The organism is Erwinia sp. AK-PDG3-5, assembly GCF_056821705.1.
Map to the genome: position 1 here is coordinate 2,150,554 of NZ_CM165967.1, position 25,218 is coordinate 2,175,771.

Consider the following 25,218-nt stretch of genomic DNA (forward strand, 5'->3'; position numbering starts at 1 on the left):
GCCGATCTCAGGATGAGATTATTTTAGTGATGGGCTTCGCAACCTCAAAACAGAGAACAGAGCAAACTGGTACGCTGAGTTAAAATAATGTTAAAAGATGCGACTGTTTGAGGCTGCGATGACAACAAATACGACATTCCGAGGTGTTTCCTTGAATAAGGTTTGGTTAAACCGCTATCCGGCAGATGTTCCGGCAGAGATCACTGCTGACCGCTATACATCGCTGATTGATTTGTTTGAACACGCAGTTAAACGTTACGCAGACCAACCCGCCTTCATCAATATGGGGCAGGCGATGACCTACCGTAAGCTGGAAGAGCGCAGCCGTGCTTTTGCCGCGTATCTGCAACAAGGCCTGGGCCTGAAAAAGGGCGATCGGGTGGCCCTGATGATGCCTAACCTGTTGCAGTACCCAATCGCGCTGTTTGGCATTCTGCGGGCAGGAATGATTGTGGTTAACGTCAATCCGCTTTACACCCCGCGCGAGCTGGAACATCAGCTGAACGACAGCGGTGCCAGTGCCATCGTTATCGTCTCTAACTTTGCCCACACGCTGGAAAAAGTAGTCGCTAAAACTCAGGTGAAGCACGTAATCCTCACGCGGCTGGGCGATCAACTCGCGCCGGCGAAAGGCACGCTGGTCAATTTTGTTGTCAAATACATCAAGCGGATGGTGCCGAAATACCATCTGCCCAATGCGATCTCTTTCCGCAGCGCACTGCATGAGGGCTATCGCATGCAGTATGTGCGCCCGGACATCATTAACGACGATCTGGCGTTCCTGCAATATACCGGCGGAACCACCGGCGTCGCCAAAGGCGCGATGCTTACTCATCGCAATATGCAGGCGAATCTTGAGCAGACCAAAGCCACCTATGGCTCGCTGTTAAAAGAGGGCAAAGAAACGGTGGTCACCGCTTTACCGCTGTACCATATCTTCGCGTTGACGGTGAACTGTATGCTGTTCATCGATTTGGGCGGCGCAAACCTGCTGATCACCAATCCGCGAGATATTCCTGGCCTGGTGAAAGAGCTGTCCAAAGTGCGCTTCACCGCGATTACCGGCGTGAATACGCTGTTTAACGCTTTGCTGAATGATGAAGATTTCCAGAAGCTCGACTTCTCCAGCCTCAGTTTGTCAGCCGGTGGCGGCATGTCGGTGCAGAAAGCGGTCGCCGAACGCTGGGAAAAGCTGACCGGGCACTATCTGCTGGAAGGTTACGGCCTGACCGAGTGCTCACCGCTGGTTTCAGTCAATCCCTACGACATCCGCTATCACAGTGGCAGCATCGGTTTGCCCGTGCCTTCCACTGATATCATGCTGGTGGATGATGAAGGCAATGAGGTCGCTGAGGGCGAGCCTGGCGAACTGTGCATCAAAGGACCGCAGGTGATGCTCGGTTACTGGCAACGGCCTGATGCAACTGATGAAGTGTTAAAAAATGGATGGCTTCGCAGCGGTGATATTGTTACCGTTGACCAGGAAGGTTTTATTCGCATTGTCGATCGCAAAAAAGACATGATCCTGGTTTCCGGTTTCAACGTCTATCCTAACGAAATCGAAGATGTTCTGATGCTGCATCCGAAAGTGCGTGAGGCTGCCGCCATTGGTGTTCCTAACGAAGTGGCAGGAGAGACGGTGAAAATCTGCGTAGTGAAGAAAGATCCTTCACTGACCAAAGAAGAGCTGATCGCCCATTGCAAAAAGAACCTGACGGGCTATAAAGTGCCTAAAATCGTTGAGTTTCGGGACGAGTTACCGAAAACTAACGTCGGCAAAATTCTGCGACGCGAACTGCGTGATGAAGCGATAAAAGCGGCTAAAGCCAGCTGATTATCGCTGCGCTTTCCGAGAATGCTAAAACGCCGGTCATGCCGGCGTTTTTATTGTGATTAGACTGAGGCCGGAAAGGCCACAGCGAGAGGATCATTTTGAACTACACCATGATAACCACCAACGAGGCGCTGGCTGAACTTTGCCTGACCGCCCGTCAGTTTCCGGCCCTGGCGCTGGATACCGAATTCGTCAGAACCCGCACCTATTATCCTGGCCTTGGCCTGATCCAGATGTATGACGGCGAGAATATCGCGCTGATCGATCCGCTGGCAATCACCGAATGGGCGCCATTCCGCGATCTGCTGCTCGACGAGAAGGTGATCAAGTTCTTGCATGCTGGCAGTGAAGATCTGGAAGTCTTCCTGCACGAATATGGCGTGCTGCCGGTGCCGATGATTGATACGCAGATTCTGGCTGCCTTTACCGGCCGTCCACTTTCCTGCGGATTTGCCACCATTGTTGAATCCTTTACCGGTATCGCGCTGGATAAAAGCGAATCACGCACTGACTGGCTGGCGCGTCCGCTGACCGAGAAGCAGTGCCAGTATGCTGCTGCTGATGTGTTCTACCTGCTGCCGATTGCCCATAAGCTGCTGGCGGAAGCCGAAGAATCGGGCAGGATTAATGCCGCGCTGAACGAATGCAGCCTGCTGTGTCAACGCCGTCAAATGCTGGTGGCCCCACAAGAGGCTTACCGTGACATTACCAATGCCTGGCAACTGCGTCCGCGTCAGCTTGCTGCACTGCGTCTGATGGCGGCATGGCGGCTGGAGCTGGCACGTGAAAAGGACATGGCGGTGAATTTCGTGGTGCGCGAAGAGAACCTGTGGAAAGTGGCGCGCTATATGCCCGGTTCCCTCGGCGAGCTGGATCACCTTGGGCTTGCCGGTCAGGAGATTCGTTTCCACGGTAAAGCACTGGTGGCGATGGTTGCTCAGGCGAATGCGATGGAAGAGAGCGAGCTGCCGGAACCGGTCGCTAACCTGATTGATAATTCTGACTACAAGAAAGTCTTCAAAGAGCTGAAAGTGTTGATGGCGGAAGTGGCAGAAAAAGAGGGCATTAGTCAGGAGTTGTTGGCGTCACGTCGTCAGATTAACCAACTGCTGAGCTGGCACTGGAAGTTAAAACCACGGGACAGAAAACCCGAGCTGATTGATGGATGGCGGGGCGAACTGCTTCACGACGGGATCGCTGAAATCCTGAAGGCATACTGACCGAGGTTTTCCCCTGCCTGAAAGCAGGGGAAAATCAAGAGCAGGAGAGGATCATTTCGGTGCGTCTTCTGCCTCCGGGAGCGTCACGTTGAGCTCCAGAATCGAAATATCATCGTCCTTTTGATCCAGCTTAACGCTCAGCATTTCCGGATCGATCTTCACGTATTTGCAGATAACTTCCAAAATATCCCTTTTCAGCTGTGGCAGATAGTGGGGCTCACTGTCGCCCCTCCTGCGCTCTGCCACAATGATCTGCAGCCGTTCCTTGGCTATATTGGCTGTCGGCTTTTTACGGGATAAAAAGAAATCGAGTAAGGCCATGGTTTATCCCCCAAACAGGCGTTTCAGGAAACCCTTCTTCTCTTCTTCAATGAAGCGGAAGGGACGTTCTTCACCGAGAATACGGTCAACGGTATCCGCATAGGCTTTGCCTGCGTCGGATTCGGCATCCAGAATCACCGGCTCACCCTGGTTAGAGGCGCGCAGCACCGACTGATCTTCCGGGATCACACCTGCCAGTGGAATACGTAAAATTTCCAGCACGTCTTCCATGCTCAGCATATCGCCACGGTTCACACGACCCGGGTTATAACGCGTCAGCAGCAGGTGCTCTTTAATCGGATCCTGACCATTTTCCGCACGGCGGGATTTGGACGAAAGAATGCCCAAAATACGGTCTGAATCGCGAACTGAAGAGACTTCCGGGTTAGTGGTAATGATAGCTTCATCGGCGAAATACAGCGCCATCAGTGCACCGGTTTCGATCCCTGCCGGTGAGTCACAGACAATAAAGTCGAAATCCATATTACCGAGGTCATTCAGGATTTTTTCAACGCCATCACGCGTTAATGCATCTTTGTCACGTGTCTGTGACGCAGGCAGAATGAACAGGTTCTCAGTACGCTTATCTTTGATCAGCGCCTGGTTCAGCGTGGCATCACCCTGAATCACGTTCACAAAGTCATACACCACGCGACGCTCACAACCCATAATCAAATCGAGATTACGCAGGCCGATGTCAAAGTCGATAACCACGGTTTTTTTGCCCTTCTGGGCTAAACCGGTAGCGATGGCCGCGCTGGACGTGGTCTTGCCAACGCCCCCTTTACCCGATGTAACTACAATAATGCGTGCCATAAAATGATTTCCTTAAGAAAAGAAAGGGCTCGTGAGCCTGGCTCAGTTCAGTGTCTGTATAGTCAGGGCGCCGTCTCTTAAACAGAGACGTGACGCTTTTCCAAAAAATTCAGCCGGAATATGATCCATCATCCAGTATTCACCGGCGATAGAGACCAACTCTGCTGACAAACTGGTACAAAAAATCTGGCAATCACGGTCGCCGCTGGCACCAGCAAGTGCACGGCCACGCATCATGCCATAAATGTGGATATTGCCATCGGCGACCAGTTCTGCACCGGCGCTGACGCTATTGGTCACAATCAGATCGCAATTCTTGGCATAAATCTGCTGGCCAGAGCGGACTGGCGTATTGATTAGCCGGGTTTTAACAGGCGGAAGTTCAGCGGGTTTAACCGGTTCAATCACCTCGACGGCTTTTTTCTGCTCTTTACCTTCCGATAACAGCGGCAGACCGGCGCGAGTAATGATGCGTTTTAACGGTTCATCTTTGCAGCCGCTGACGCCAACGATATGCAGACCGGTAGAGGTGACGGCTTGTTGCATCAGTCTCCAGTTAACCTCACTGGTCAATGAAGCAACGTTCAACACCACCGGAGCATTTTTCAGAAAGGCCGGAGCCTGATTGACTTTATCCTGAAGCGCTTGATGAACCACGTCTGGGTCAGCGTGGTGAAGGTGCACAACAGACAGAGTAAAACTGCTGCCCTTTAACTCGATTGGCGTTTGTGACATCTGTCCCGGCTCAGTCCTGTTAATTCTGGTCCCGGCTAATTTATGTCGTTAAACGAACATATAATCGCGTTGGGACAATATTCCGAAGTTCTGCAAGCATGTTATAGTTACTACTATATCCAGGCAAGTCACCATCCAGGTTAATTCGAGTAAAAAATATGTTTTGTGTGATCTACAGAAGCCCCAAGCGTGACCAGACTTATCTTTATGTCGAAAAAAAAGACGATTTCTCCCGCGTTCCTGCGGAACTGATGCAAGGTTTTGGTAAACCGCAGCTGGCGATGCTGCTGCCGCTGGACGGCAGCAAAAAGCTGGCTAACGCGGATCTCACCAAAGTGAAGGCCGCGCTTGAAGAGCAGGGATTTTATTTACAGGTGCCTCCTCCGATCGAAAGTCTGCTTAAGATGCATCTGGAAAAAGAGTAAAAAAGATTAATTAGGAACTATCTGCAAAATATATCGCCGCCGCAACGGCAATCCACTGGATTTAAATTGTGGCGGCGACGGCAAAAAAAGGATGCCCGCATGAAGCTTACATCCCTCAGTAGCATTATTTTCTCCCTGTTATTGGCCGGATGCGCCAGTAAAAACAGCGCAGCCCCTGCGCCAGAAACCCCCGTTCCTGCTAAACCGCCCGCCAGCGCACCTTCCCAGGGCGGCTTTCTGCAACAGCCCAGTAAAACCACGCTGGCCGCTACCGGCCGCGACCCGGCTGAATTCCCCGGCTACGTCGAGCAACTGAAAGCGCAGGCGCTTCAGCAAGGGATCGATCGCGCCACCGTCGATGCTGCTTTTGCCAATGTGCGTTTCGTCGATCACGTGATTACCTCCGATCGGAACCAGCTTGAGAAAAAGGTTACGTTAAGCGATTACCTGTCCCGGGTGATGACTGACAAGAAGATCCAACAGGGCCGTGACAATCTGCAGCTATATCAAGGGCAGCTGGTGCCGGTCAGCCAGCAGACCGGCGTCCAGCCGCAATATATCGTTGCGCTTTGGGCGATGGAGAGTAGCTTTGGTAAAATTCAGGGCAGAGAGGATGTGATTTCATCGCTCTCGACGCTGGCGTTTGAAGGACGACGCGAAGCGTTCTTCACCAAGGAGCTGATTGCCGCGCTGAAAATTATTCAGCAGCAGCACATTGCGCCAGAGGAGATGAAAGGCTCCTGGGCAGGCGCAATGGGGCAAAACCAGTTTATGCCAAGTTCCTTTATGCAGTATGGAGCTGATGGCGATGGTGATGGCAAAATTGATATCTGGAACAACGTCGACGATGTCTTTGCATCCACCGCGAATTATTTGTCGAAAGAGGGCTGGAAAGCGGGCGAAAGCTGGGGAAGGGAAATTGTGCTGCCGGTTGATTTCGTGACCGATCAGGCCGGCATCAAAGATGCACAGGCCAAAACCGTCGGCGAGTGGGAGAAACTCGGCGTGCGAATGACCAGCGATAGCGCGCTGCCAGATACCCATCAGCGTGCCTGGATTATTCTGCCGGACGATACCCCAGGCCGTGCATTCATGGTTTATGACAATTTTCGCACCATCATGCACTGGAATCGGTCTTATTATTTCGCCATCAGCATCGGCATGATGGCTGACGCTATTTCGCAATAGCGCGAAGACAGGCATGGACAAATGGCTCAAACTGGGCCATTCACTCTCAACGCAGGCAGGGGAACAGTATGTATCAGCATCATAACTGGCAGGGCGCTTTGTTGGACTATCCGGTAAGCAAAGTGGTGTGCGTGGGCAGCAACTATGCCAAACACATTAAAGAGATGGGCAGCGCCACGCCCTCTGAGCCTGTGCTGTTTATCAAACCAGAAACCGCAATTTGTGATATCCGCCAGCCGCTGTCGATCCCGAAAGATCTCGGCGCAGTCCACCACGAAGTGGAGCTGGCCGTTCTGATTGGCTCAACGCTGAAGCATGCGACCGAAGAGCATGTGGCTAAAGCGATTGCCGGTTACGGTATCGCGCTGGATTTAACCCTACGTGATGTGCAGGCTGGCTGCAAAAAGGCCGGACAGCCGTGGGAGAAAGCCAAGGCTTTTGACAACTCTTGCCCGATTTCAGGCTTTATTCCGGTCAGCGAGTTCGAGGCGGATCCGCAGAATATCGAGCTGAAGCTGGTAGTCAACGGTGAAGTGCGTCAGCACGGCAACACTGAAGACATGATCCACAAAATCCTGCCGCTGATTGCCTATATGAGCAAATTCTTTACCCTGCGCGCCGGTGACGTTATTCTGACCGGCACGCCTGAAGGCGTTGGACCGATGGCCTCTGGTGACACGCTGGAAGTGTCTCTGGGCGGTCGTGGCGTCGCCACCCGCGTGCTGTAAGACTTGCATCTGGAGCCCGAACTGTTTATAAGGTGCGGGCTTTTACTTAAACGGGACACCGAACATGACTGATACCCCTTTCTGGCAGCGGAAAACGCTGGAACAAATGAATGATGAGGAATGGGAATCCTTGTGTGACGGTTGTGGCCAATGCTGTCTTAACAAGCTGCAGGATGCTGACACCGACGAAATCTACTTTACCAACGTCGCGTGTAACCAACTCAACATCAAGACCTGCCAGTGCCGTAACTATGAGCGTCGCTTCGAGTATGAAGAAGACTGCATCAAGTTAACGCGCGATAATTTGCCGACTTTCTCCTGGCTGCCGCCGAGCTGTGCCTATCGGGTGCTGGCGGAAGGTAAAAATTTACCGGTCTGGCATCCTTTACGCACCGGCTCTAAATCGGCGATGCATGCCGAGCGTATTTCGGTACGTCATATTGCCGTGCGGGAAAGTGAAGTGCGGGACTGGGAAGACCATATTATTAACCGGCCTCACCGCTGAGCATAATAAGCCGCCGCTGAATAAACAGGGCGGCTTTTTTTTATCCCACCTAAAAAAGTCCGCGTTAAGCCTGAGGCTGACCCGATGGGTCGCTGCCGCCAGGCGCGCCGGGAAGTTGATGACCTCCCGGTGGTGCAGGTGGCGGAGCATGTAGGTTGTCCCTTGGGGCACAGCCTGCAAGGACAGCAGAAGAGAGAGCCAGTGCCAGCACAAATACGATTCGTTTCATAACACTCCTTGGACTTTTCTTGTGTATTTTCAGCTTAGTAGCGCAATCACCATCCGACAAATATTTTGCCATGGCATGTGATTTTCAGCCACAAAAAAGCCCGCGAGAGGCGGGCTTGATCTTGCTGGTGTGGCTTTACGCTTAGCGCGAGAACAAATCCCGGCGCTTCGGCTTGAAGGGTTGCGCTATCAATACCAGCACACCCACAATCAGGTACGCGGCAAAGACCACAACCAACCACTGTGGCATGCCCAGCGTCAGGAACGTCCATAGCTTCTCGGAGCAGTCGCCTGTTGCTTCAAATACGGATGGCAGCCATTTATCCAGTGGCAGCCAGCCTGGGAAACGGGCGGCAAAATCACAGGTGACAAACGGGTTCGGGTGCAGCTGGATCATGGTGTGCTCCCATGAAAGGCGGACGCCTTCCCAGGCGCTGTAGAGCCACACCAGTATGGCGACCCAGCGTAGTGGGGTTTTTGGCGCAATCGCGCCGACCAGGCCAGCACCCATCACGCCAAACAGGGCACAACGCTCATAAATACACATTACGCAGGGTTTCAGCATCATGACATGCTGAAAGTAGAGTGCGGCCATTTCCAGGGCAAAAGCGGTGAAGGCCAGCAGTAACCAGGCACCACGGCCGCGGGAACAGCTATTCAGATATCGCAACATATTCATTCCATGTGAAGGGCGTTCAAACGGCAGTGTAAACTAAATGACTCACCGTGCCAGCCACAGGGGAAGAAATTTTATTGCATAAAATGACTTAAGTTAAACAGAGTGACAATAAACCTGCTTTTGAGCGCTGGCAGCGAGTAAGGCGATTCAGGACGAAAAATGGCCCGTTAAAGCGTCGGCTCTTTTTTCGGATATTTGCGGGATGGGTGCCGTTTTAGGCCAGTGGCGGTCTATGTCATCGCCAGGGCATCTGGTATGATGAGCCCAATATTTGCAGTCATGAACGCAACGGAAACAAAACGCTATGGTCATTAAGGCGCAGAGCCCTGCGGGTTTCGCTGAAGAGTACATTATAGAAAGCATCTGGAACAGTCGCTTCCCGCCGGGTTCGATTTTGCCCGCAGAGCGTGAGCTTTCTGAATTGATTGGTGTCACCCGTACTACTTTGCGTGAAGTTCTCCAACGTCTGGCACGCGATGGCTGGCTGACCATTCAGCACGGCAAACCGACCAAAGTGAATAACTTCTGGGAGACCTCCGGCCTGAGCATTCTGGAAACGCTGGCGCGCCTCGATCACGATAGCGTTCCACAGCTGATCGATAATCTGCTGTCGGTTCGCACCAACATCTCCTCAATCTTTATCCGCCGTGCGATCCGCACCTATCCGGATAAAGCCAAAGAAGTGCTGTTAACCGCGCAGAATGTAGAAGACAAAGCCGAAGCCTATACAGACCTCGATTACAGCATTTTCCGCGGTCTGGCGTTTGCCTCAGGCAATCCTATTTATGGTTTGATCCTGAACGGCCTGAAAGGGCTGTATACGCGGGTAGGACGTCATTACTTCTCCAACCCGGAAGCGCGCCAGCTGGCACGTGATTTTTATCAGCAGTTACTGACCATATGTCAGAACGAACAGTTTGATAAAATTGTCGATTCCGTACGTGACTACGGTCGCCGGAGCGGCGAGATATGGCACGGTATGCAGAATACTATGCCAACAGATTTGCCCCCGCAGCGTCGCTAACAGCTACGCAAGAAAAAGCCGGTTCAGTTGAACCGGCTTTTTTTATGTGCAAAATCTACAGGGTAGAATTGCGCGGTGGGCAGCGATCGAGCAGCTCGGTGCTGCCATCGTCGTTAAGCTGCTCAAGATGGATGTCAAATCCCCACAGCCGGTGTACATGCTTCAGCACCTCCCTGCGGCTCTTGTCTAACGGCGCACGACTGTTAGGCACATAGCGCAGCGTCAGAGAGCGATCGCCACGCAGGTCAACATCATAGACCTGAATATTCGGTTCAAGGTTACTGAGGTTGTACTGCGCTGAAAGCTGCTGGCGAATAGCCCGATAGCCGGCTTCATCATGGATGGCAGCAATCTCGAGGAAATTATTGCGGTCATCGTCCATCACCGTAAACAGGCGGAAATCACGCATCACCTTCGGCGACAGGAACTGGCTGATAAAGCTCTCGTCCTTAAACTCGCGCATGGCAAAGTGCATCGTTTCCAGCCAGTCACTACCGGCAATATCCGGGAACCAGTAACGATCCTCTTCGGTCGGTTCCTGACAGATACGTTTGATGTCCTGGAACATGGCAAAGCCCAGCGCATAGGGGTTGATGCCGTTATACCACTGGCTATTATAAGGCGGCTGGAACACCACATTGGTGTGGCTGTGCAGGAACTCCAGCATAAAGCGTTCGGAAACTTTACCCTCGTCATACAAGTGATTGAGGATGGTGTAATGCCAGAATGTTGCCCAGCCCTCATTCATTACCTGAGTCTGTTTCTGCGGATAGAAATACTGGCTGACTTTACGCACAATACGCAAAATCTCACGCTGCCATGATTCCAGCAACGGCGCATTTTTTTCCATAAAATAGAGCAGGTTTTCCTGAGGCTCCGAAGGGTAGCGTGCGGCTTCCGCCTGCGAGGATTCCTTTTCACGGCGTGGCAAGGTACGCCACAGCATGTTGACCTGGCTTTGCAGGTACTCTTCACGGCTCTGCTGGCGAGCGGTCTCTTCCTGCAGAGAGATTTTTTGTGGGCGCTTATAGCGGTCAACACCGTAATTCATCAGCGCGTGGCAGGAGTCGAGCAGTTTTTCAACTTCCTCAAGGCCGTAGCGCTCTTCGCACTTGGCAATGTAGTTACGGGCGAAGATCAGGTAATCGACAATCGAACTGGCATCGGTCCAGCTGCGGAACAGGTAGTTATTTCTGAAGAATGAGTTATGCCCATAACAGGCATGAGCCATCACCAGCGCCTGCATGGTTATGGTGTTCTCTTCCATCAGATAGGCGATACAAGGATTGGAGTTAATGACGATTTCATACGCCAGGCCTTGCTGACCATGTTTGTAGCGCTGTTCGGTTTCGATGAATTTCTTGCCGAAGGACCAGTGCGCATAGTTGATAGGCATCCCCACGCTGGAGTAGGCATCCATCATTTGCTCAGAGGTGATCACTTCGATCTGATGAGGGTAGGTTTCAAGCCGGTAGAGCTTAGCGACGCGATCGATCTCTTTCAGGTAATCATCAAGCAGATCGAAGGTCCAGTCTGGTCCATCACTGAGTCGTTTGCTGTCCTTTATGGGACCGTCAAAGATAGTCGTCATAGCGCACCCCTTTTTAAAAACCGGTTTTCGACGTTACAACACGTAGCGGCAAAACATCCGTTTTCATGTCGACCTGCCGCTGCACTGCGACCGCAAAGGCAAGCCTGGAATTAAAGCCAATACCTCAATGATAGTTCACTCTCTCTGATTGCTCTGATGAATACAATGGAAATTTTCGACAGAAAATAGAGTCGCCAGGGAAAAATAATTTTAACGTCAGGTTAAATGCGAGAAATAGCTCACAAAACAGAATTATGTGCTGTATATAAGCGAAAGATCTGAACGGATCACTTTCTGCTAAGAAAAGTTAAAAATGCCTGATTTGGACTGATATGCTGCTTTCAACCGCTGTTTGGCAGTATTAAATTCCGAATATAACTGCTCATCTTCTTTTTATTACCCTTCAGAGTAAAAAACATGTGAAATATGTCAGTGCGATGTTGCTGATGTGGTTGCAGTGTTTTAAACCGTAGCACTCGCAGTAAGCCAGTTAATTCCTCTTTTCTCAACGGCGGTGGTGCGGTTATGCGAGTTGTCATTCTGGGTAGTGGTGTGGTCGGCGTGGCAAGCGCCTGGTATCTGGCACAGGCCGGGCATGAAGTGACGGTGATTGACCGTCAACCAGGCGTGGCGATGGAAACCAGTGCGGGCAATGCGGGGCAGATTTCTCCGGGTTATGCCGCTCCCTGGGCTGCGCCAGGCGTGCCGTTAAAAGCCATTAAATGGATTTTCCAGCGCCATGCACCGCTGGCGATCCGTCCGGATGGCAGTCGTTTTCAGCTGGAGTGGATGTGGCAGATGCTGCGTAACTGCGATATGCATCACTATCAGGAAAATAAAAGCCGCATGGTGCGGATTGCCGAATATAGCCGGGACTGCCTGAAAGCTTTGCGCCAGCAAACCGGTATTGCTTATGAAGGACGGCAGGGCGGCACGCTGCAACTGTTCCGCACCAGTCAGCAGTTTGAAAGCGCCACCAAAGACATCGCCGTGCTGAAAGAGGCCGGTGTACCTTATGAACTGCTGGAAGCGGCGCAGCTGGCGGATGCGGAGCCCGCACTTGCCACCACTCAGCATAAGCTAACCGGAGGTTTGCGTTTGCCTAATGACGAAACCGGCGACTGCCAACTGTTTACTCAGCGTCTGGCGGAGATGGCCGCCAGCGCTGGCGTGACCTTCCGTTTTAATACTCCGGTTGATGCATTGCTGCAGGAAGGCAATCAGATTACGGGCGTCAAATGTGGTGTTGAAACGGTGACGGCAGATGCCTATGTGGTGGCCTTCGGCTCTTACTCCACCGCGCTGTTAAACGATATCGTCAAGGTGCCGGTTTACCCGCTGAAAGGCTACTCGCTAACCATTCCGATCAAAAATGAACAGGCTTCACCGGTCTCTACCGTACTCGACGAAACCTACAAGGTGGCAATCACGCGTTTTGACGATCGTATTCGCGTCGGCGGGATGGCGGAAATTGTTGGCTACAACACCAGGCTGTTGCCAGCCCGGCGGGAAACGCTGGAAATGGTGGTCGGCGACCTCTACCCGGAAGGGGGGCATATTGAGCAGGCGACGTTCTGGACCGGGCTGCGTCCGATGACGCCGGACGGCACGCCAATTGTTGGCCGCACGCCGCTGAAGAATCTTTTCCTCAACACTGGTCACGGAACGCTCGGTTGGACCATGGCCTGCGGTTCCGGGCAGCTGCTTTCTGATATCATCTCCGGACGCACCCCTGCCATTGCTGCAGACGATCTGTCGGTGATGCGTTATCTGCCGGGATTTTACCCGACACCGGGCCACACGCTTCACGCGGCCCGCTGATCTTCCCGTATTGAGAACCAGGAGAAGTTATGTCTCGTCCGATTGTCGCAACTGTCGACACCAGCGCGTTGCGGCATAACCTGGCGGTTGCCCGTCAGGCTGCACCTCATTCCCGCGTGTGGTCCGTGGTGAAAGCGAATGCCTATGGCCACGGTATTGACCGCGTCTGGCAGAGTTTTGCCGATACCGATGGCTTCGCGTTGTTGAACCTTGAAGAAGCGATCCTGCTGCGCGAGCGCGGCTGGAAGAAGCCGATCCTGCTGCTGGAAGGATTTTTCCATGCTGATGAGCTGGTGATCCTCGACCAGTATCGTCTGACCTCCAGCGTGCACAGTAACTGGCAGATCCAGGCGCTGGCAAAAGCGCAGCTCTCTGCACCGCTCGATATCTATCTGAAGGTGAACAGCGGCATGAACCGGCTGGGCTTTGCACCGGAGCAGGTGCAACAAGCCTGGAACAAGCTGCGCGGTTTGGAAAATGTGGGCGAAATGACGCTGATGGCGCACTTCGCGGAAGCCGAGACCAGCGAAGGCATTGAACAACCGCTCAGACGTATTGAGCAGGCAGCCGAAGGGCTGGATTGCCCGCGTTCACTGGCGAACTCAGCCGCGACGCTGTGGCATCCTCACACGCATCATGACTGGGTTCGGCCGGGCATAATCCTCTATGGCGCGTCACCCAGCGGAAAGTGGCAGGACATCGCCAGCAGTGGGCTGCAACCGGTGATGTCGCTAAACAGCGAAATCATCGCTATCCAGAACTTAAAGACCGGTGACGGGGTCGGTTACGGTTCACGCTATCGTGCTCAGGGCGAACAGCGTATTGGGGTGGTGGCCTGCGGTTATGCGGATGGCTATCCGCGCCATGCGCCAACCGGAACGCCGGTGTGGGTCGATGGCGTGAGAACGCATACCGTTGGCGCGATTTCAATGGACATGATTACCGTGGATTTAACCCCGTGCCTGCAGGCGGGGATTGGCAGTCAGGTTGAACTTTGGGGCAATAACATCAAGATTGATGAAGTGGCTGAAGCAGCCGGCACGGTAGGTTACGAGCTGATGTGCGCTCTGGCCACCCGCGTGCCGGTCAAAATCAGCTAGTTTTCAGCGCGGTCAGGGTACCGCGTACTTTCTTACTGCTGATCCACGCCAGTGAGGTCAGCACCGCACCAATGATCATCATGGCACTGAGCGCAAACTTTTCGTTCAGCGGCAGTGCCATCGCCAGCAAGCCCGCCGATGAACCGCCTGCCATCTGAATAAATCCTGCCAGCGCCGACGCCACGCCCGCCTGCTGTTGATAAGGCTCAAGCGCATAGCTGCTGGCGGGGCCAACGGTAAACGCCAGTCCGGCTACCGAGATCGCCACCGGGAACATATACAGCGCCCAGTTGGTCTGCATCCCGGCCGGGAAAATCAGCATACCGCCCAGCATAGTCAGTGCACCTGCCGCCATCGCCAGACTGCCGATGGCCAGGCAGATGGGGCGGCCAAGTTTACGGATCATTTTATTTACCAGCACGCTGACTAACATGATCCAGAAACCGTTCGCGCCAAAGGCAATCGAGAATTGCAGTGCGGTCAGCTTGCCTTCGGTCATCAGTACCTGCGGTGCCAGCGAAACATAGGTCAGCACCATGCCCATCGCACCCGCATTGGCAAAGGTGAACGCCAGGAAGCGGGGTTCGCGCAGGATCTGTGCATACTGACGTAAAGGAATACCTTTAACCGCCAGCGTACCCGCAGGACGCGTTTCCGGCAGGAAGCGCCAAATCATCAGGCTAATCACCAGCGCATAACCGGTCAGGAACCAGAACGGCGCCCGCCAGCCATAGGCATCCGCCAGGAAGCCGCCGAGCATCGGTGCCAGCGCCGGAACGATATTTAACGCCCCGTTAAGAAAGCCGTAAGCCCTGGCTGCTTCATCACCTTCCAAACGGTCACGGACGCCGCTGAAGGCCACCACAGCGGTACAGCATACGGCACAGCCCTGAACAATTCGCGCGGTGAGGAATTGCGGCCAACCGGTCGCCGTCGCCGCCAGAATACTGCCAAGCAGGTACAGCAACAGACCGGCAATGGCAATCGGCTTTCTGCCGAAGTTATCGACCAGCGGTCCCGCCACAATCTGACCTAAGCCCATGACCAGTAGAAACAGCGGAATGGTGGTCTGAATCGTGGTCACCGGCGTATTCAAACCGAGAGCGATATCGGGAAGTGTCGGCAGGTAGAGGTCAATGCCCAGCGGCGCCAGAAGCACCAGGCTGAGAAGAAGAAGGGTGAATTTTTGCATCGTGCGTGACGGCATCCGTTTAAAAGCAAGCCGCACAGGGTAGAGATAACGGCTGAAAAAGAAAAGGGGAGTTGGAAGAATTTTATGGAAAGGCGAGAGTCATGCCAACACGGGCGGGCATGACTCTCACTTATCTGACTGTTTTAATAAGCACCATCGCGACGCAGCACCACACCGGCTGTTTTGAACAGAATGGCAATATCGGTCCACAATGCCCAGTTCTTAACGTACCAGGAGTCAAAGTACACGCGGGTGTCGTAGTCGATATCATTACGGCCGCTGACCTGCCACAACCCGGTCATGCCCGGTTTAGCCATCAGGTAGTAATCAACGTCACCGGCATAGCGCTCAAGCTCTGCTTCAATGACCGGACGCGGACCTACCAGACTCATTTCACCCCGCAGCACGTTCCACAGCTGTGGCAGCTCATCAAGACTGGTTTTACGCAGGAACGCCCCGATCTTCGTCACGCGCGGATCGTTTTTCAGCTTAAAGTCTTTATCCCACTCGATACGTGCTTCTTCGCTGGTGGCCAGCAATTCTTCCAGCACTTCCTTCGAGTTGGTGACCATGGAACGGAACTTCAGGCATTTAAATTTGCGACCGTCCTGACCGACGCGTTCATGACCGTAAATCTTGTTCCCGCCATCGCGGCCCACCATCCAGCAAATCATACCGAATGCGGGAGCCAGGAACAGCAGCAGCATAGAGGCAACCACCACGTCAAAGGTACGCTTAAGGAAACGGGAAGAACGTTTTGCCAGGTTGTTACTGACCCGCAGGATCATCACTTCATGACTGAAGATAAAGGACATATCGGTACCGTACAGCGGCACACCACGCAGGGTAGGCACCACCGAGACAGAACGACACTTCTTCTTCGACAGAAGCTTCAGCCACTTATCACGCATACCTTGCTGCTCATATTCCATGGCCACGATAAACTGGGTGTTTTCCAGGTCAACCGTATCCCAGACAATATCTTTCGAGGTGATGACCGGCACGCCATTCATGCTTTCGGCACCGGTGTGGCCATTGGAGGCAACAAACGCCGTGACTTCATAGCCCAGCAGCTCTTCACTTTGCAGCGCTGCATAGGCTTCACGGGCATTCTTACCGGAACCGATGATAATGGTTTGTTTCTGCCACTGACCCGCTTTGAGGATGGCGTGCTTCACGCTTGAGCGCAGCAGTGGCACCAGGACCAGCGCATAGGCCCAGGTAAAACTCCACAGCATGCGGGAGAAGTCCCACTTGGAAAAGGCAATCAGCGCCAAATCAAGCAGAGAGAAAATCACCAGGGTTTTAATTATTTCTTTTAATTCAAACCAGAATGGTTTGCGGTAGGTGTAATGACGTAACCGCATCCAAAACCAGGCGGTACAAACCACAGACATCACGAATTGCGCAATGAAGCGGATTTTCACTTCCTGAGGCGGGATAAATATATCTAAGTCACCCCAAATACCTTGCACAGTAGCCGCGGATAAAAACAAGGCCAGATTAATAGAGATTAAATCTGAAAGACTTAACGTGACCTTGGCAATAATGTTTTTTCGGGTGCCGCTAAACGCACGGCGACGGTCATTCAGTACAAGAGTACTTGCCATAGTGCCTGCTCTCTTTTCTTTAAGAATCAGTAACCTGACGAGGTTAATGCACGCGTTCAGGAGTAAAGGTATTGATACTAATTCCACTAGAATCAATAAATTATTCTTGGTAGCTCGCCGCATTCAGAGCGAGAAGAACAAATGGGACAGTAATGAAACATACAGCAGCGTGAATATCACTCTGTTTCACCATGAAGCAGTAGGACGAGTATGCAGCAGTTGTTTAGCTTAGTTAATACGGGAAAATCCTAAAAGTGGGGGGAAGTGTGCAAAATAAAATTAGGATTAATACGCATTAACCGAAGCGGTTAAATAGAGGGAAAAGCCAGGCAGTATGACGGTTTAATAACAGAGAGAGGGTATTTAAATGAAGGTTTCACCGCCACGAAAATTCGTCACGGTGAACAGGGCAGAAAGGATCAGGCCGGTTTTTTTAGTATCCAGCGATCCTGCTGTTTGTCATAATGACCGATGGCCAGATCGACAGGTTCGCCGTCAATCCACGCCGGTACGCTGGTTTCACCATCCCATCCGTCCAACTGATAGCTTAGATCGGGGTTGGTCTGACAGGGAATGCTGACGGTCTCCACATTCTGCGCATCCAGCTCTGCATCAATGATTTCATAACGGCCAATCTTGACGATATGTCCCATGATAGTCTCCTCTTTAGTCCAGACACGAACTTTAAGCGTAGACGTTAACGTCAGGAGAGCGAGCATTCAGGACCAGGATTAGTCTTTATCTTAACTATCGACCGGTTATTCTTTCTCTTCGGCTACCCGCACACCAATCTTCACAATCTCGTTGGCTTCTTTCTCTGCCACGGTCCAGATCATGTTTTTCCACTCCACCTGGTCGCCCACTACCGGTGCGCCACCGATCATGCCCGCAATCAGATGGCCCAGCGTCTGCTGAACATTCGTCTCTTCATCCAGATCGATGCCGTAAATTTCAGAGACATCATGCAGTCGGGCATCGGCTTGCAGAATAAAGTCGCCGAAGAAACGTTGATCGAGCGATACCGGCGGAGACTGACTGAAGAGTTTTCCTAACTCCGGCAGGTCTTTCTCGCGACCGATGATGCACAACACGTCGCCTTCTCTCAGGCGGGTATTGCCGGTGGGATGCAGCAGAAGATTATCGCGGAACAGCGCCGCAATACGGGTTTCCCTTGGCATCTTTAGGTCACGTAATGCGGCGCCTACGCACCATTTGTCAGCACCCAACTGGTAGACAAACTGCTCCCAGGGATTTTCTGGATGGATATCCAAACCCACGCGAGAGATCGGCGAAGCCGTAGGGGGGATCACCACCCGGGCTTTTCGCGCGGCATAACCCAGAGAGGTGCCCTGAACCATCAGGGAAACCAGCACCACAAAGAATGCGATATTGAAGAACAGCGACGCGTGCGGCAGTCCGGCCATCATTGGGAACACCGCCAGGATGATCGGTACTGCGCCTCGCAGTCCCACCCAGCTGATGAAAAAGCGCTCGCGGGTACTGAACCCCCGGAACGGCAACAGGCCAATGTAAACGGACAGCGGGCGTGCAAACAGGATAAGCCAGGCTGAGAGCATCATCGCTGGCAGCGCAATGTTCCACAGGTCTTTAGGATTGACCAGCAGCCCCAGTACCAAAAACATGCCAATCTGGCTCAGCCAGGCCATGCCGTCAAAGGTTTGCAGGATGCCATGACGGTTACGAATAGGGCGGTTACCCAGCAGGAAGCCACACAGATACACCGCCAGAATGCCGCTGCCTTCCAGAACGGTGGTCAGCGCGAACACCAGGATGCCACCACTGACCGCCAGCAGCGGATAAAGACCGCTGGCCAGGGAGATGCGGTTGATCAGCTGTTGCAACGCCCAGCCGCCACCGAGCCCCAGTACAATCCCCAACCCGAATTGCTGAATCAGATGCACGACAAACATCCAGTCAATGCCGGTCTGGCCTTGCTGGATCATCTCAATCAGGGTAATGGTCAGGAACACGGCCATCGGGTCGTTACTGCCGGATTCGATTTCAAGCGTCGCGCTGACGCGTTCGTTAAGGCCTTTGCCGCCCAGCAGCGAGAACACCGCTGCCGCATCGGTCGAGCCAATAATGGCACCCACCAGGAAGCCATCAATCATGTTCAGGTTAAACAACCAGGCCGCGGCCATGCCGGTAAGACCTGCGGTAATCAATACGCCGACCGTGGCCAGAGACAATGCCGGACCCAGAGCCACTTTAAACGAACTGGCCTGCGTTCGCATACCGCCATCAAGCAGGATCACCGCTAAGGCAAGGTTACTGATCAGGTAGGCGGCCGGGTAGTTGTCGAAGACAATTCCGCCGATACCATCAACGCCAGCCAGCATCCCCAGCGCAAGGAAAATCACCAAAATTGGGATACCAAGCTTTGAAGAGAAGGAACTCAGCAAAATACTCGCAGCAACCAGCACGGAACCGATGATAAACAAACTGTAAATGGCGCTGGCTTCCAAGGGGGCATTCTCCTGTAAGTGGTAAAGGCTTTCTTTAACAGTCTGTTGTAACAACCCGGTGAATGTCAAAACATCGGTGCATTTCATTTAACCAATGTAGACATTTTTCTTAAGGATAGAGAATAACGCAAAAACGAGGCGGGTAAATGCCGTTCAGTGCGCATGAAATGTGGGTTATTTACAGGATTGAATGAAAAAAGTAGAGCAAGAGGGGATTTTAGCACAGTTGACAGGAGTAATGGTGGGGTAAAGCCAGTAAAGATCTTACTGGCTTTAGGAAAGATGCGGCGAAATTAGTGGTTCTCTTCAGCCTGTTTGTGGAACAGTGCACGGAATACTGGGTAGATATCTTCCGGCTCGCGAATATGCTGAATAGCAAAGTTATCGAACATGGCTTGCAGATGCTCATACTCACGCCACAGGGTCTGGTGAGCGCGTCGGGTTATCTCGATGTAGCTGTAATAACGCACCACCGGCAGGATGTTTTTTGCAAGGATCTCATGACAAAGTGGGGAGTCATCTGCCCAGTTATCACCATCGGACGCCTGTGCCGCATAAATATTCCATTGCGCCGGGTCGTAACGCTCTTTCACCACTTCATCCATTAACTTCAGTGCGCTGGATACGATAGTGCCACCGGTTTCCTGCGAATAGAAGAATTCCTGCTCATCGACTTCCTTAGCCTGAGTATGGTGACGTATATACACCACATCGACATTCTTGTAGGTGCGGCTCAGGAACAGATACAACAGGATATAAAAGCGCTTGGCCATATCTTTGGTGGCCTGATCCATCGAACCTGAAACGTCCATCAGACAGAACATCACCGCCTGACTGGAAGGTTCAGGACGCTTTTCAAAGTTTTTGTAGCGCAAGTCAAAGGTGTCGATAAACGGCACGCGCTTGATCCGCGCGCGAAGCTCAGCAATCTCTTTGCGTAAACGGTCTTCTTCCAGCAACTGCGCGGGTTCGGCGTTTTCAATCTCCTTGAGGGCAGTTTCCAGTTCCCCCAGCATGCGACGCTTACCGGCGGTCATCGCAGTACGACGAGCCAGTGAGTTTTGCAGCGATTTAACCACGCTGATATTTGCCGGCACACCGTTGGCGGTATAGCCCGCGCGATGCACTTTGTACTCGTTAAGCTGACGATGCTGATTTTTCTTCAGGTTTGGCAGCGCCAAATCTTCAAACAGCAGGTCGAGATATTCATCTTTGGAGATATTGAAAACAAACTCATCCGAACCCTCACCGTCCTGACTGGCATTGCCCTGACCACTGCCACCACCGCCGCCACCACCCTGAGGGCGTTCGACGCGATCGTTTTGCACAAAATGGTCATTGCCAGGATGGACGCGATGGCGTTGGCCGCCGCGGCCCTGATGGAAACTCGGTTCATTAATGTCATCAATGGGAATAGAAACGGATTCGCCGCTTTCGACGTCAGTTACCGAACGCTTATTGATGGCCTCGGAGATCGACTGTTTTATTTGCGACTTGTAGCGGCGCAAGAAACGCTGGCGATTCACCGCGCTCTTGTTTTTGCCGTTGAGACGCCGATCGATAAAATAGGCCATAACTCCCCCAAACATCGTTGCAAGCAGGGTCGGATTTCACCGACCCCTTGTAAATAACTTCTCAGGCAACTATCAGGATGATTTTCTGACGCGCAGATACCATTCGCACAGCAGGCGAACCTGTTTGCGGGTGTATCCTTTTTCCATCATGCGATCAACGAAATCATCGTGCTTTTTCTGCTCATCCGTAGAGGTTTTAGCGTTAAAGGAAATGACCGGCAACAGCTCTTCGGTGTTAGAGAACATTTTCTTCTCAATCACCGTCCGCAGTTTCTCGTAACTGGTCCAGTTCGGGTTGCGGCCGCTGTTATGAGCGCGGGCACGCAGCACAAAGTTGACGATTTCATTACGAAAGTCTTTAGGATTACTGATCCCCGCAGGCTTCTCGATTTTTTCCAGTTCCGCATTCAGTGATTCACGGTCAAACAGCTGGCCGGTATCCGGATCGCGGTATTCCTGATCCTGGATCCAGAAATCTGCGTAGGTGACATAACGATCGAAAATGTTCTGCCCGTATTCAGAGTAGGATTCCAGGTAAGCCGTCTGGATCTCTTTGCCAATGAACTCAGCGTATTTCGGGATCAGATAGCCTTTCAGGTGCTCTAGAAGCTTCTCGGACTGCTCCTGTGGGAACTGCTCACGTTCAATCTGCTGTTCCAGAACATAGAACAGGTGTACCGGGTTTGCTGCGACCTCGGCATGATCGAAGTTGAACACCCGCGAGAGGATTTTGAAGGCAAAACGCGTCGACAGACCGTTCATGCCTTCGTCCACACCGGCGTAGTCACGGTACTCCTGATAGGACTTGGCTTTCGGATCGGTATCCTTCAGGCTTTCGCCATCATACACCCGCATTTTAGAGTAGGTGCTGGAGTTGTCCGGCTCTTTCAAACGCGAAAGAATCGAGAAGCGAGCGAGGGTTTCCAGGGTACCCGGCGCGCAAGGCGCATGGGTCAGCTCACTGTGATCAAGCAGTTTAGTGTAGATCTTGATTTCTTCGGAGACCCGCAGGCAGTAAGGCACCTTGACGATATACACACGGTCAAGGAACGCTTCGTTGTTTTTATTATTTCGGAAGGTGACCCACTCAGATTCGTTGGAGTGCGCCAGGATAATCCCGTTAAACGGCAGGGCGGAAATCCCCTCAGTCCCGTTATAGTTACCTTCCTGAGTCGCGGTCAGCAGTGGGTGCAGCACTTTGATCGGCGCTTTAAACATCTCAACGAATTCCATGATCCCCTGGTTCGCCCGGCACAGTGCACCAGAGTAGCCGTAAGCATCAGGATCGTTTTGCGCGTGGTTTTCCAGTTTACGGATATCTACTTTACCGACCAGCGCGGAGATGTCCTGGTTGTTCTCATCGCCAGGTTCAGTTTTGGCAATTGCCAACTGTTCAAGAATGGATGGCCAGACTTTTACCACCTTAAAGCGGGAGATATCACCGCCAAAATCGTTCAGGCGTTTTGCCGCCCAAGGCGACATGATGGTGCCAAGGTAACGACGAGGCACGCCATACTCTTTCTCAAGAATATTGGCATCCTCCTGCGGATTAAACAGGCACAGCGGATGGTCATTAACCGGGCTGCGCTCGCCATCGGCACTGAGGACATAAATAGGGACTCGCTGCATCAGCGATTTCAGTCGCTCTGCCAGTGAAGATTTACCGCCACCGACCGGACCCAGCAGATAGAGGATCTGTTTCTTCTCCTCCAAACCCTGAGCAGCATGTTTGAGATAGGAAACGATCTGTTCAATCGCTTCTTCCATACCGTAGAACTCTTCAAAAGCAGGGTAGCGCGCAATGACGCGGTTAGAGAACAGGCGGGAAAGGCGTGGCTCCTGAGCAGTATCAACCATTTGTGGCTCACCAATAGCCATTAACAGTCTTTCTGCCGCGTTTACGTATGCACTGCGATCCTGCCGGCAAACGGTAAGAAATTCCTGCAGTGTGAACTCTTCGTCCTTGGCAGCTTCGTAACGCTGACGATAGTGATCGAATATATTCATAGCGATGCCCGTCCTTTCTTTTTTAGCACAGGTACCAGGAGCCGAATTGAAGTTAGCCCCTGAAGGAACTTATCAATGAGTACAGCAACCCTTATGCCAACCTGACGTTTTTTTATCGGGATACACAAAAATCAGGGTTACTTTGACCGGTAAAAATTAGCTTCTTTCAATAAAGCGTAGTTGGCATTTAAGAAATTTCCTGACCCCCAGGTTATTTTCGATGATATTTCAATAACAAAGTCAGAATCCGGGACAGCGATAACCTTGTCTGATGCGGGTTAGCCGAATTTTGTAAATAAGCCAAAACCCTGAATGAGAGTCCAACCCCTTAAAATTGATTCTACGTGCTACAGAACGTGTAAATTTTTAACCAAAGCCCGGTTGACTGATAAACTAGTCTCTTGATTGTTATATTTATGGAATGAATTAATTGTGAACTATTTCAAAGTTAGCGCGCTTGCTGTGCTTTTACCTTGCTCTTTTACTGCCTTCACGGCAACTGCCAATCCGCTCACCCTCGGCGCTTCGGTGATCTACAGCCAGAGCCCGTATAAAGGAGGAGAGGGGCGTTACTACCCATTCCCTATTGTTAACTACGAAGGCGACAACTTCTATGTCCGCAGCCTGACCGCCGGTTATTACCTGTGGAAGGACCAGCAGGATCAGCTTTCTCTGACGATCCTCGGTTCTCCGCAAAACTTCGATCCCGATGACACCAAAGACAAGCGTCTGAAAGCGTTAGATAAACGCCATATGACCATGATGGGCGGTGTGGCTTACCGTCATACGGCGGATTGGGGGATTGTGCGTACCGTGTTGGCTGGCGATCTGCTGGGCAACAGTGACGGCTTCATTTGGGATGCAACCTACCTCTATCGCTTCCAGTTTGGCGATCTGAGCCTGACGCCGGGTATTGGTGCGCTTTACAGCAGCGACAACCAGAATGACTACTATTATGGAGTGTCGAAGAGCGAATCACGTCGCAGCGGGCTGAGCAGCTATCAGGCTGATGGCAGCTGGAACCCTTACCTGGAACTGACGGCGGCCTACAGCATCAATCAGAGCTGGAACGCAACGCTGTCGGGACGCTATACCCGCTTAAGTTCTGAAGTGAAAGACAGTCCAATGGTGGACAATAATTCTCAGGTCACAATCTGGACCGGAGTCAGTTACACCTTCTGATCCGCTTTCATTGCACTAAATAAGGGCGCTTTGCGCCCTTTTGCACGATTGTGGTGATCAAAATCAGTGCAGGAGGTTCAAATGAGCAAATCCGTTATTTTTCCCGGTGATTCCCGTTTACCTGCTATCGGTCAGGGAACCTGGTACATGGGCGAAAACGCCAACCAACGCAAACAAGAGGTCGCTGCATTACAGGCCGGTCTCGAGTTGGGCCTGAAGCTTATCGACACGGCGGAAATGTATGCCGAAGGCGGCGCCGAGGAAGTGGTGGGTGAAGCGCTGCAAGGCCGACGCGAAAGTGCCTGGTTAGTATCAAAGGTCTACCCGTGGAATGCCGGTGCTGTCGATGCGACAGACGCCTGTGAGAGAAGCCTGCGGCGTTTAAAGACCGATTATCTGGATCTTTATCTGCTGCACTGGCGGGGAAATGTGCCGCTGGAAGAGACCATCCTTGCAATGCAGTCGCTGCAACGTCAGGGAAAAATTTTACGTTGGGGAGTGTCGAATTTTGACAGCGACGATTTGAGCGAGTTGTTGTCAGAGGAGGGCGGCACGGACTGTGCGGCAAATCAGGTCCTGTATCACCTCGCATCACGTGGGATCGAATACGATCTTATTCCAGACTGCCAGCAGCAACAGATACCCATAATGGCCTATTGCCCGCTGGCTCAGGCAGGAAAACTACGCCATGCACTGCTCACGCACCCGGTGCTTACGGCAATTGCACAACAAAAGGGCATCAGTGTGGCTCAGGTATTGTTGGCTTGGGTGATCCGTAAAGAAGGGATAATTGCTATTCCTAAAGCCAGTTCGGTATCGCATGTCGCTGAAAATGCCGCTGCGCTGGAGGTGACGTTAAGCAATGAAGAGTTGGGGATGATCAATCAGGCTTTCCCACCACCGACAGAAAAAATGCCGTTAGACGTGGTTTAATCACGCCAGGGGAAGGGTG

At 52.3% G+C, this 25,218-nt stretch carries 22 protein-coding genes and 2 pseudogenes; 12 read left to right on the top strand and 12 right to left on the bottom strand.

Translation table 11 applies throughout. The features are described from left to right. The first annotated feature begins 151 nt into the window (after nt 1-151). Both fadD and rnd read left to right on the top strand, forming a co-directional pair. A complete protein-coding gene (fadD, locus tag AC1UKS_RS09905; protein WP_482436687.1) occupies nt 152-1,834 on the top strand; it encodes a long-chain-fatty-acid--CoA ligase FadD in 1,683 nt (560 codons plus the stop codon). A gap of 110 nt (nt 1,835-1,944) precedes the next feature. Next, a complete protein-coding gene (gene rnd / locus AC1UKS_RS09910; RefSeq protein WP_482436916.1) occupies nt 1,945-3,054 on the top strand; it encodes a ribonuclease D in 1,110 nt (369 codons plus the stop codon). Between the two features lie 51 nt (nt 3,055-3,105). Here rnd and minE read toward each other — a convergent pair whose 3' ends face one another. Genes minE through minC form a run of 3 tightly spaced genes read right to left on the bottom strand, consistent with a single transcriptional unit; the run spans nt 3,106 to nt 4,926 of the window. Further along, entirely contained in the window at nt 3,106-3,375 is a 270-nt protein-coding gene (minE, locus tag AC1UKS_RS09915) for a cell division topological specificity factor MinE (RefSeq protein WP_482436689.1), read from the bottom strand. 3 nt (nt 3,376-3,378) lie between these two features. Further along, nucleotides 3,379-4,191: a septum site-determining protein MinD gene (minD, locus tag AC1UKS_RS09920; RefSeq protein WP_265910660.1), complete on the bottom strand. Its 813-nt coding sequence runs from the start codon at nt 4,189-4,191 to the stop codon at nt 3,379-3,381. A 42-nt stretch (nt 4,192-4,233) separates the two neighbouring features. Continuing rightward, complete coding sequence (gene minC / locus AC1UKS_RS09925) at nt 4,234-4,926, bottom strand: septum site-determining protein MinC (protein WP_482436690.1); 693 nt, start codon at nt 4,924-4,926, stop codon at nt 4,234-4,236. A 158-nt stretch (nt 4,927-5,084) separates the two neighbouring features. Between minC and AC1UKS_RS09930 the strand changes: the two genes are divergently transcribed. The 4 genes from AC1UKS_RS09930 (at nt 5,085) to AC1UKS_RS09945 (ending at nt 7,772) form a co-directional block, all read left to right on the top strand. Further along, nucleotides 5,085-5,351, top strand: a complete 267-nt coding sequence (locus AC1UKS_RS09930) for a YcgL domain-containing protein (protein WP_265910658.1) — start codon at nt 5,085-5,087, stop codon at nt 5,349-5,351. Nucleotides 5,352-5,450: 99 nt separating this feature from the next. After that, on the top strand, nt 5,451-6,539 hold the full coding sequence (locus AC1UKS_RS09935) for a lytic murein transglycosylase (protein ID WP_482436691.1): 1,089 nt from the start codon (nt 5,451-5,453) through the stop codon (nt 6,537-6,539). A gap of 68 nt (nt 6,540-6,607) precedes the next feature. Then, entirely contained in the window at nt 6,608-7,267 is a 660-nt protein-coding gene (locus AC1UKS_RS09940) for a fumarylacetoacetate hydrolase family protein (RefSeq protein WP_482436692.1), read from the top strand. Nucleotides 7,268-7,331: 64 nt separating this feature from the next. Beyond that, nucleotides 7,332-7,772: a YcgN family cysteine cluster protein gene (locus AC1UKS_RS09945; protein WP_482436694.1), complete on the top strand. Its 441-nt coding sequence runs from the start codon at nt 7,332-7,334 to the stop codon at nt 7,770-7,772. A gap of 64 nt (nt 7,773-7,836) precedes the next feature. Here the strand turns inward: AC1UKS_RS09945 and AC1UKS_RS09950 are convergent, their stop codons facing one another. Together AC1UKS_RS09950 and dsbB are read right to left on the bottom strand one after the other, a co-directional pair. Beyond that, nucleotides 7,837-8,001, bottom strand: a complete 165-nt coding sequence (locus AC1UKS_RS09950; protein WP_167738416.1) for a hypothetical protein — start codon at nt 7,999-8,001, stop codon at nt 7,837-7,839. Nucleotides 8,002-8,142: 141 nt separating this feature from the next. After that, nucleotides 8,143-8,673 carry a disulfide bond formation protein DsbB gene (gene dsbB / locus AC1UKS_RS09955; protein WP_482436695.1) on the bottom strand — a complete coding sequence of 177 codons (531 nt, stop codon included), beginning with the start codon at nt 8,671-8,673 and terminating at the stop codon, nt 8,143-8,145. Between the two features lie 310 nt (nt 8,674-8,983). On the opposite strand from dsbB, the gene fadR reads away from it, so the two are divergent. Continuing rightward, a complete protein-coding gene (gene fadR / locus AC1UKS_RS09960; RefSeq protein WP_013202452.1) occupies nt 8,984-9,703 on the top strand; it encodes a fatty acid metabolism transcriptional regulator FadR in 720 nt (239 codons plus the stop codon). 55 nt (nt 9,704-9,758) lie between these two features. On the opposite strand, the gene AC1UKS_RS09965 is transcribed toward fadR, so the two are convergent. Next, on the bottom strand, nt 9,759-11,294 hold the full coding sequence (locus AC1UKS_RS09965) for a SpoVR family protein (RefSeq protein WP_482436697.1): 1,536 nt from the start codon (nt 11,292-11,294) through the stop codon (nt 9,759-9,761). Nucleotides 11,295-11,819: 525 nt separating this feature from the next. Here AC1UKS_RS09965 and AC1UKS_RS09970 point away from each other — a divergent pair. Both AC1UKS_RS09970 and dadX read left to right on the top strand, forming a co-directional pair. Continuing rightward, nucleotides 11,820-13,115 (top strand): D-amino acid dehydrogenase, encoded by a 1,296-nt coding sequence (locus tag AC1UKS_RS09970; protein ID WP_482436699.1) that lies wholly within the window; start codon nt 11,820-11,822, stop codon nt 13,113-13,115. Between the two features lie 29 nt (nt 13,116-13,144). Next, the gene (gene dadX, locus AC1UKS_RS09975) at nt 13,145-14,215 is read left to right on the top strand and encodes a catabolic alanine racemase DadX (protein ID WP_482436701.1); all 1,071 of its coding nucleotides are present in this window, start codon (nt 13,145-13,147) and stop codon (nt 14,213-14,215) included. Here dadX and AC1UKS_RS09980 read toward each other — a convergent pair. The 3 genes from AC1UKS_RS09980 to AC1UKS_RS09990 all read right to left on the bottom strand — a co-directional run bounded on the left by AC1UKS_RS09980 (nt 14,208) and on the right by AC1UKS_RS09990 (nt 17,670). Further along, on the bottom strand, nt 14,208-15,407 hold the full coding sequence (locus AC1UKS_RS09980) for a multidrug effflux MFS transporter (protein WP_482436703.1): 1,200 nt from the start codon (nt 15,405-15,407) through the stop codon (nt 14,208-14,210). The genes dadX and AC1UKS_RS09980 overlap by 8 nt on opposite strands. Before the next feature lie 143 nt (nt 15,408-15,550). Continuing rightward, complete coding sequence (wbaP, locus tag AC1UKS_RS09985) at nt 15,551-17,017, bottom strand: undecaprenyl-phosphate galactose phosphotransferase WbaP (RefSeq protein ID WP_482436705.1); 1,467 nt, start codon at nt 17,015-17,017, stop codon at nt 15,551-15,553. 419 nt (nt 17,018-17,436) lie between these two features. Then, nucleotides 17,437-17,670: a DUF1480 family protein gene (locus AC1UKS_RS09990; protein WP_013202446.1), complete on the bottom strand. Its 234-nt coding sequence runs from the start codon at nt 17,668-17,670 to the stop codon at nt 17,437-17,439. 96 nt (nt 17,671-17,766) lie between these two features. On the opposite strand from AC1UKS_RS09990, the pseudogene AC1UKS_RS09995 reads away from it, so the two are divergent. Further along, a pseudogene (locus tag AC1UKS_RS09995) lies at nt 17,767-17,835 on the top strand (hypothetical protein); the annotation flags it as partial. A 6-nt stretch (nt 17,836-17,841) separates the two neighbouring features. Here AC1UKS_RS09995 and AC1UKS_RS10000 read toward each other — a convergent pair. The 3 genes and pseudogenes from AC1UKS_RS10000 to yeaG all read right to left on the bottom strand — a co-directional run. Next, a pseudogene (locus AC1UKS_RS10000) lies at nt 17,842-19,590 on the bottom strand (potassium/proton antiporter); the annotation flags it as partial. 206 nt (nt 19,591-19,796) lie between these two features. Next, nucleotides 19,797-21,077, bottom strand: a complete 1,281-nt coding sequence (locus AC1UKS_RS10005; RefSeq protein WP_455863750.1) for a YeaH/YhbH family protein — start codon at nt 21,075-21,077, stop codon at nt 19,797-19,799. A 72-nt stretch (nt 21,078-21,149) separates the two neighbouring features. After that, the gene (yeaG, locus tag AC1UKS_RS10010) at nt 21,150-23,084 is read right to left on the bottom strand and encodes a protein kinase YeaG (protein ID WP_482436707.1); all 1,935 of its coding nucleotides are present in this window, start codon (nt 23,082-23,084) and stop codon (nt 21,150-21,152) included. A 432-nt stretch (nt 23,085-23,516) separates the two neighbouring features. Between yeaG and AC1UKS_RS10015 the strand changes: the two genes are divergently transcribed. Together AC1UKS_RS10015 and AC1UKS_RS10020 are read left to right on the top strand one after the other, a co-directional pair. After that, nucleotides 23,517-24,266 (top strand): MipA/OmpV family protein, encoded by a 750-nt coding sequence (locus AC1UKS_RS10015; protein WP_482436708.1) that lies wholly within the window; start codon nt 23,517-23,519, stop codon nt 24,264-24,266. Nucleotides 24,267-24,347: 81 nt separating this feature from the next. Continuing rightward, complete coding sequence (locus AC1UKS_RS10020; protein ID WP_482436709.1) at nt 24,348-25,199, top strand: aldo/keto reductase; 852 nt, start codon at nt 24,348-24,350, stop codon at nt 25,197-25,199. Nucleotides 25,200-25,218 lie beyond the last annotated feature (19 nt).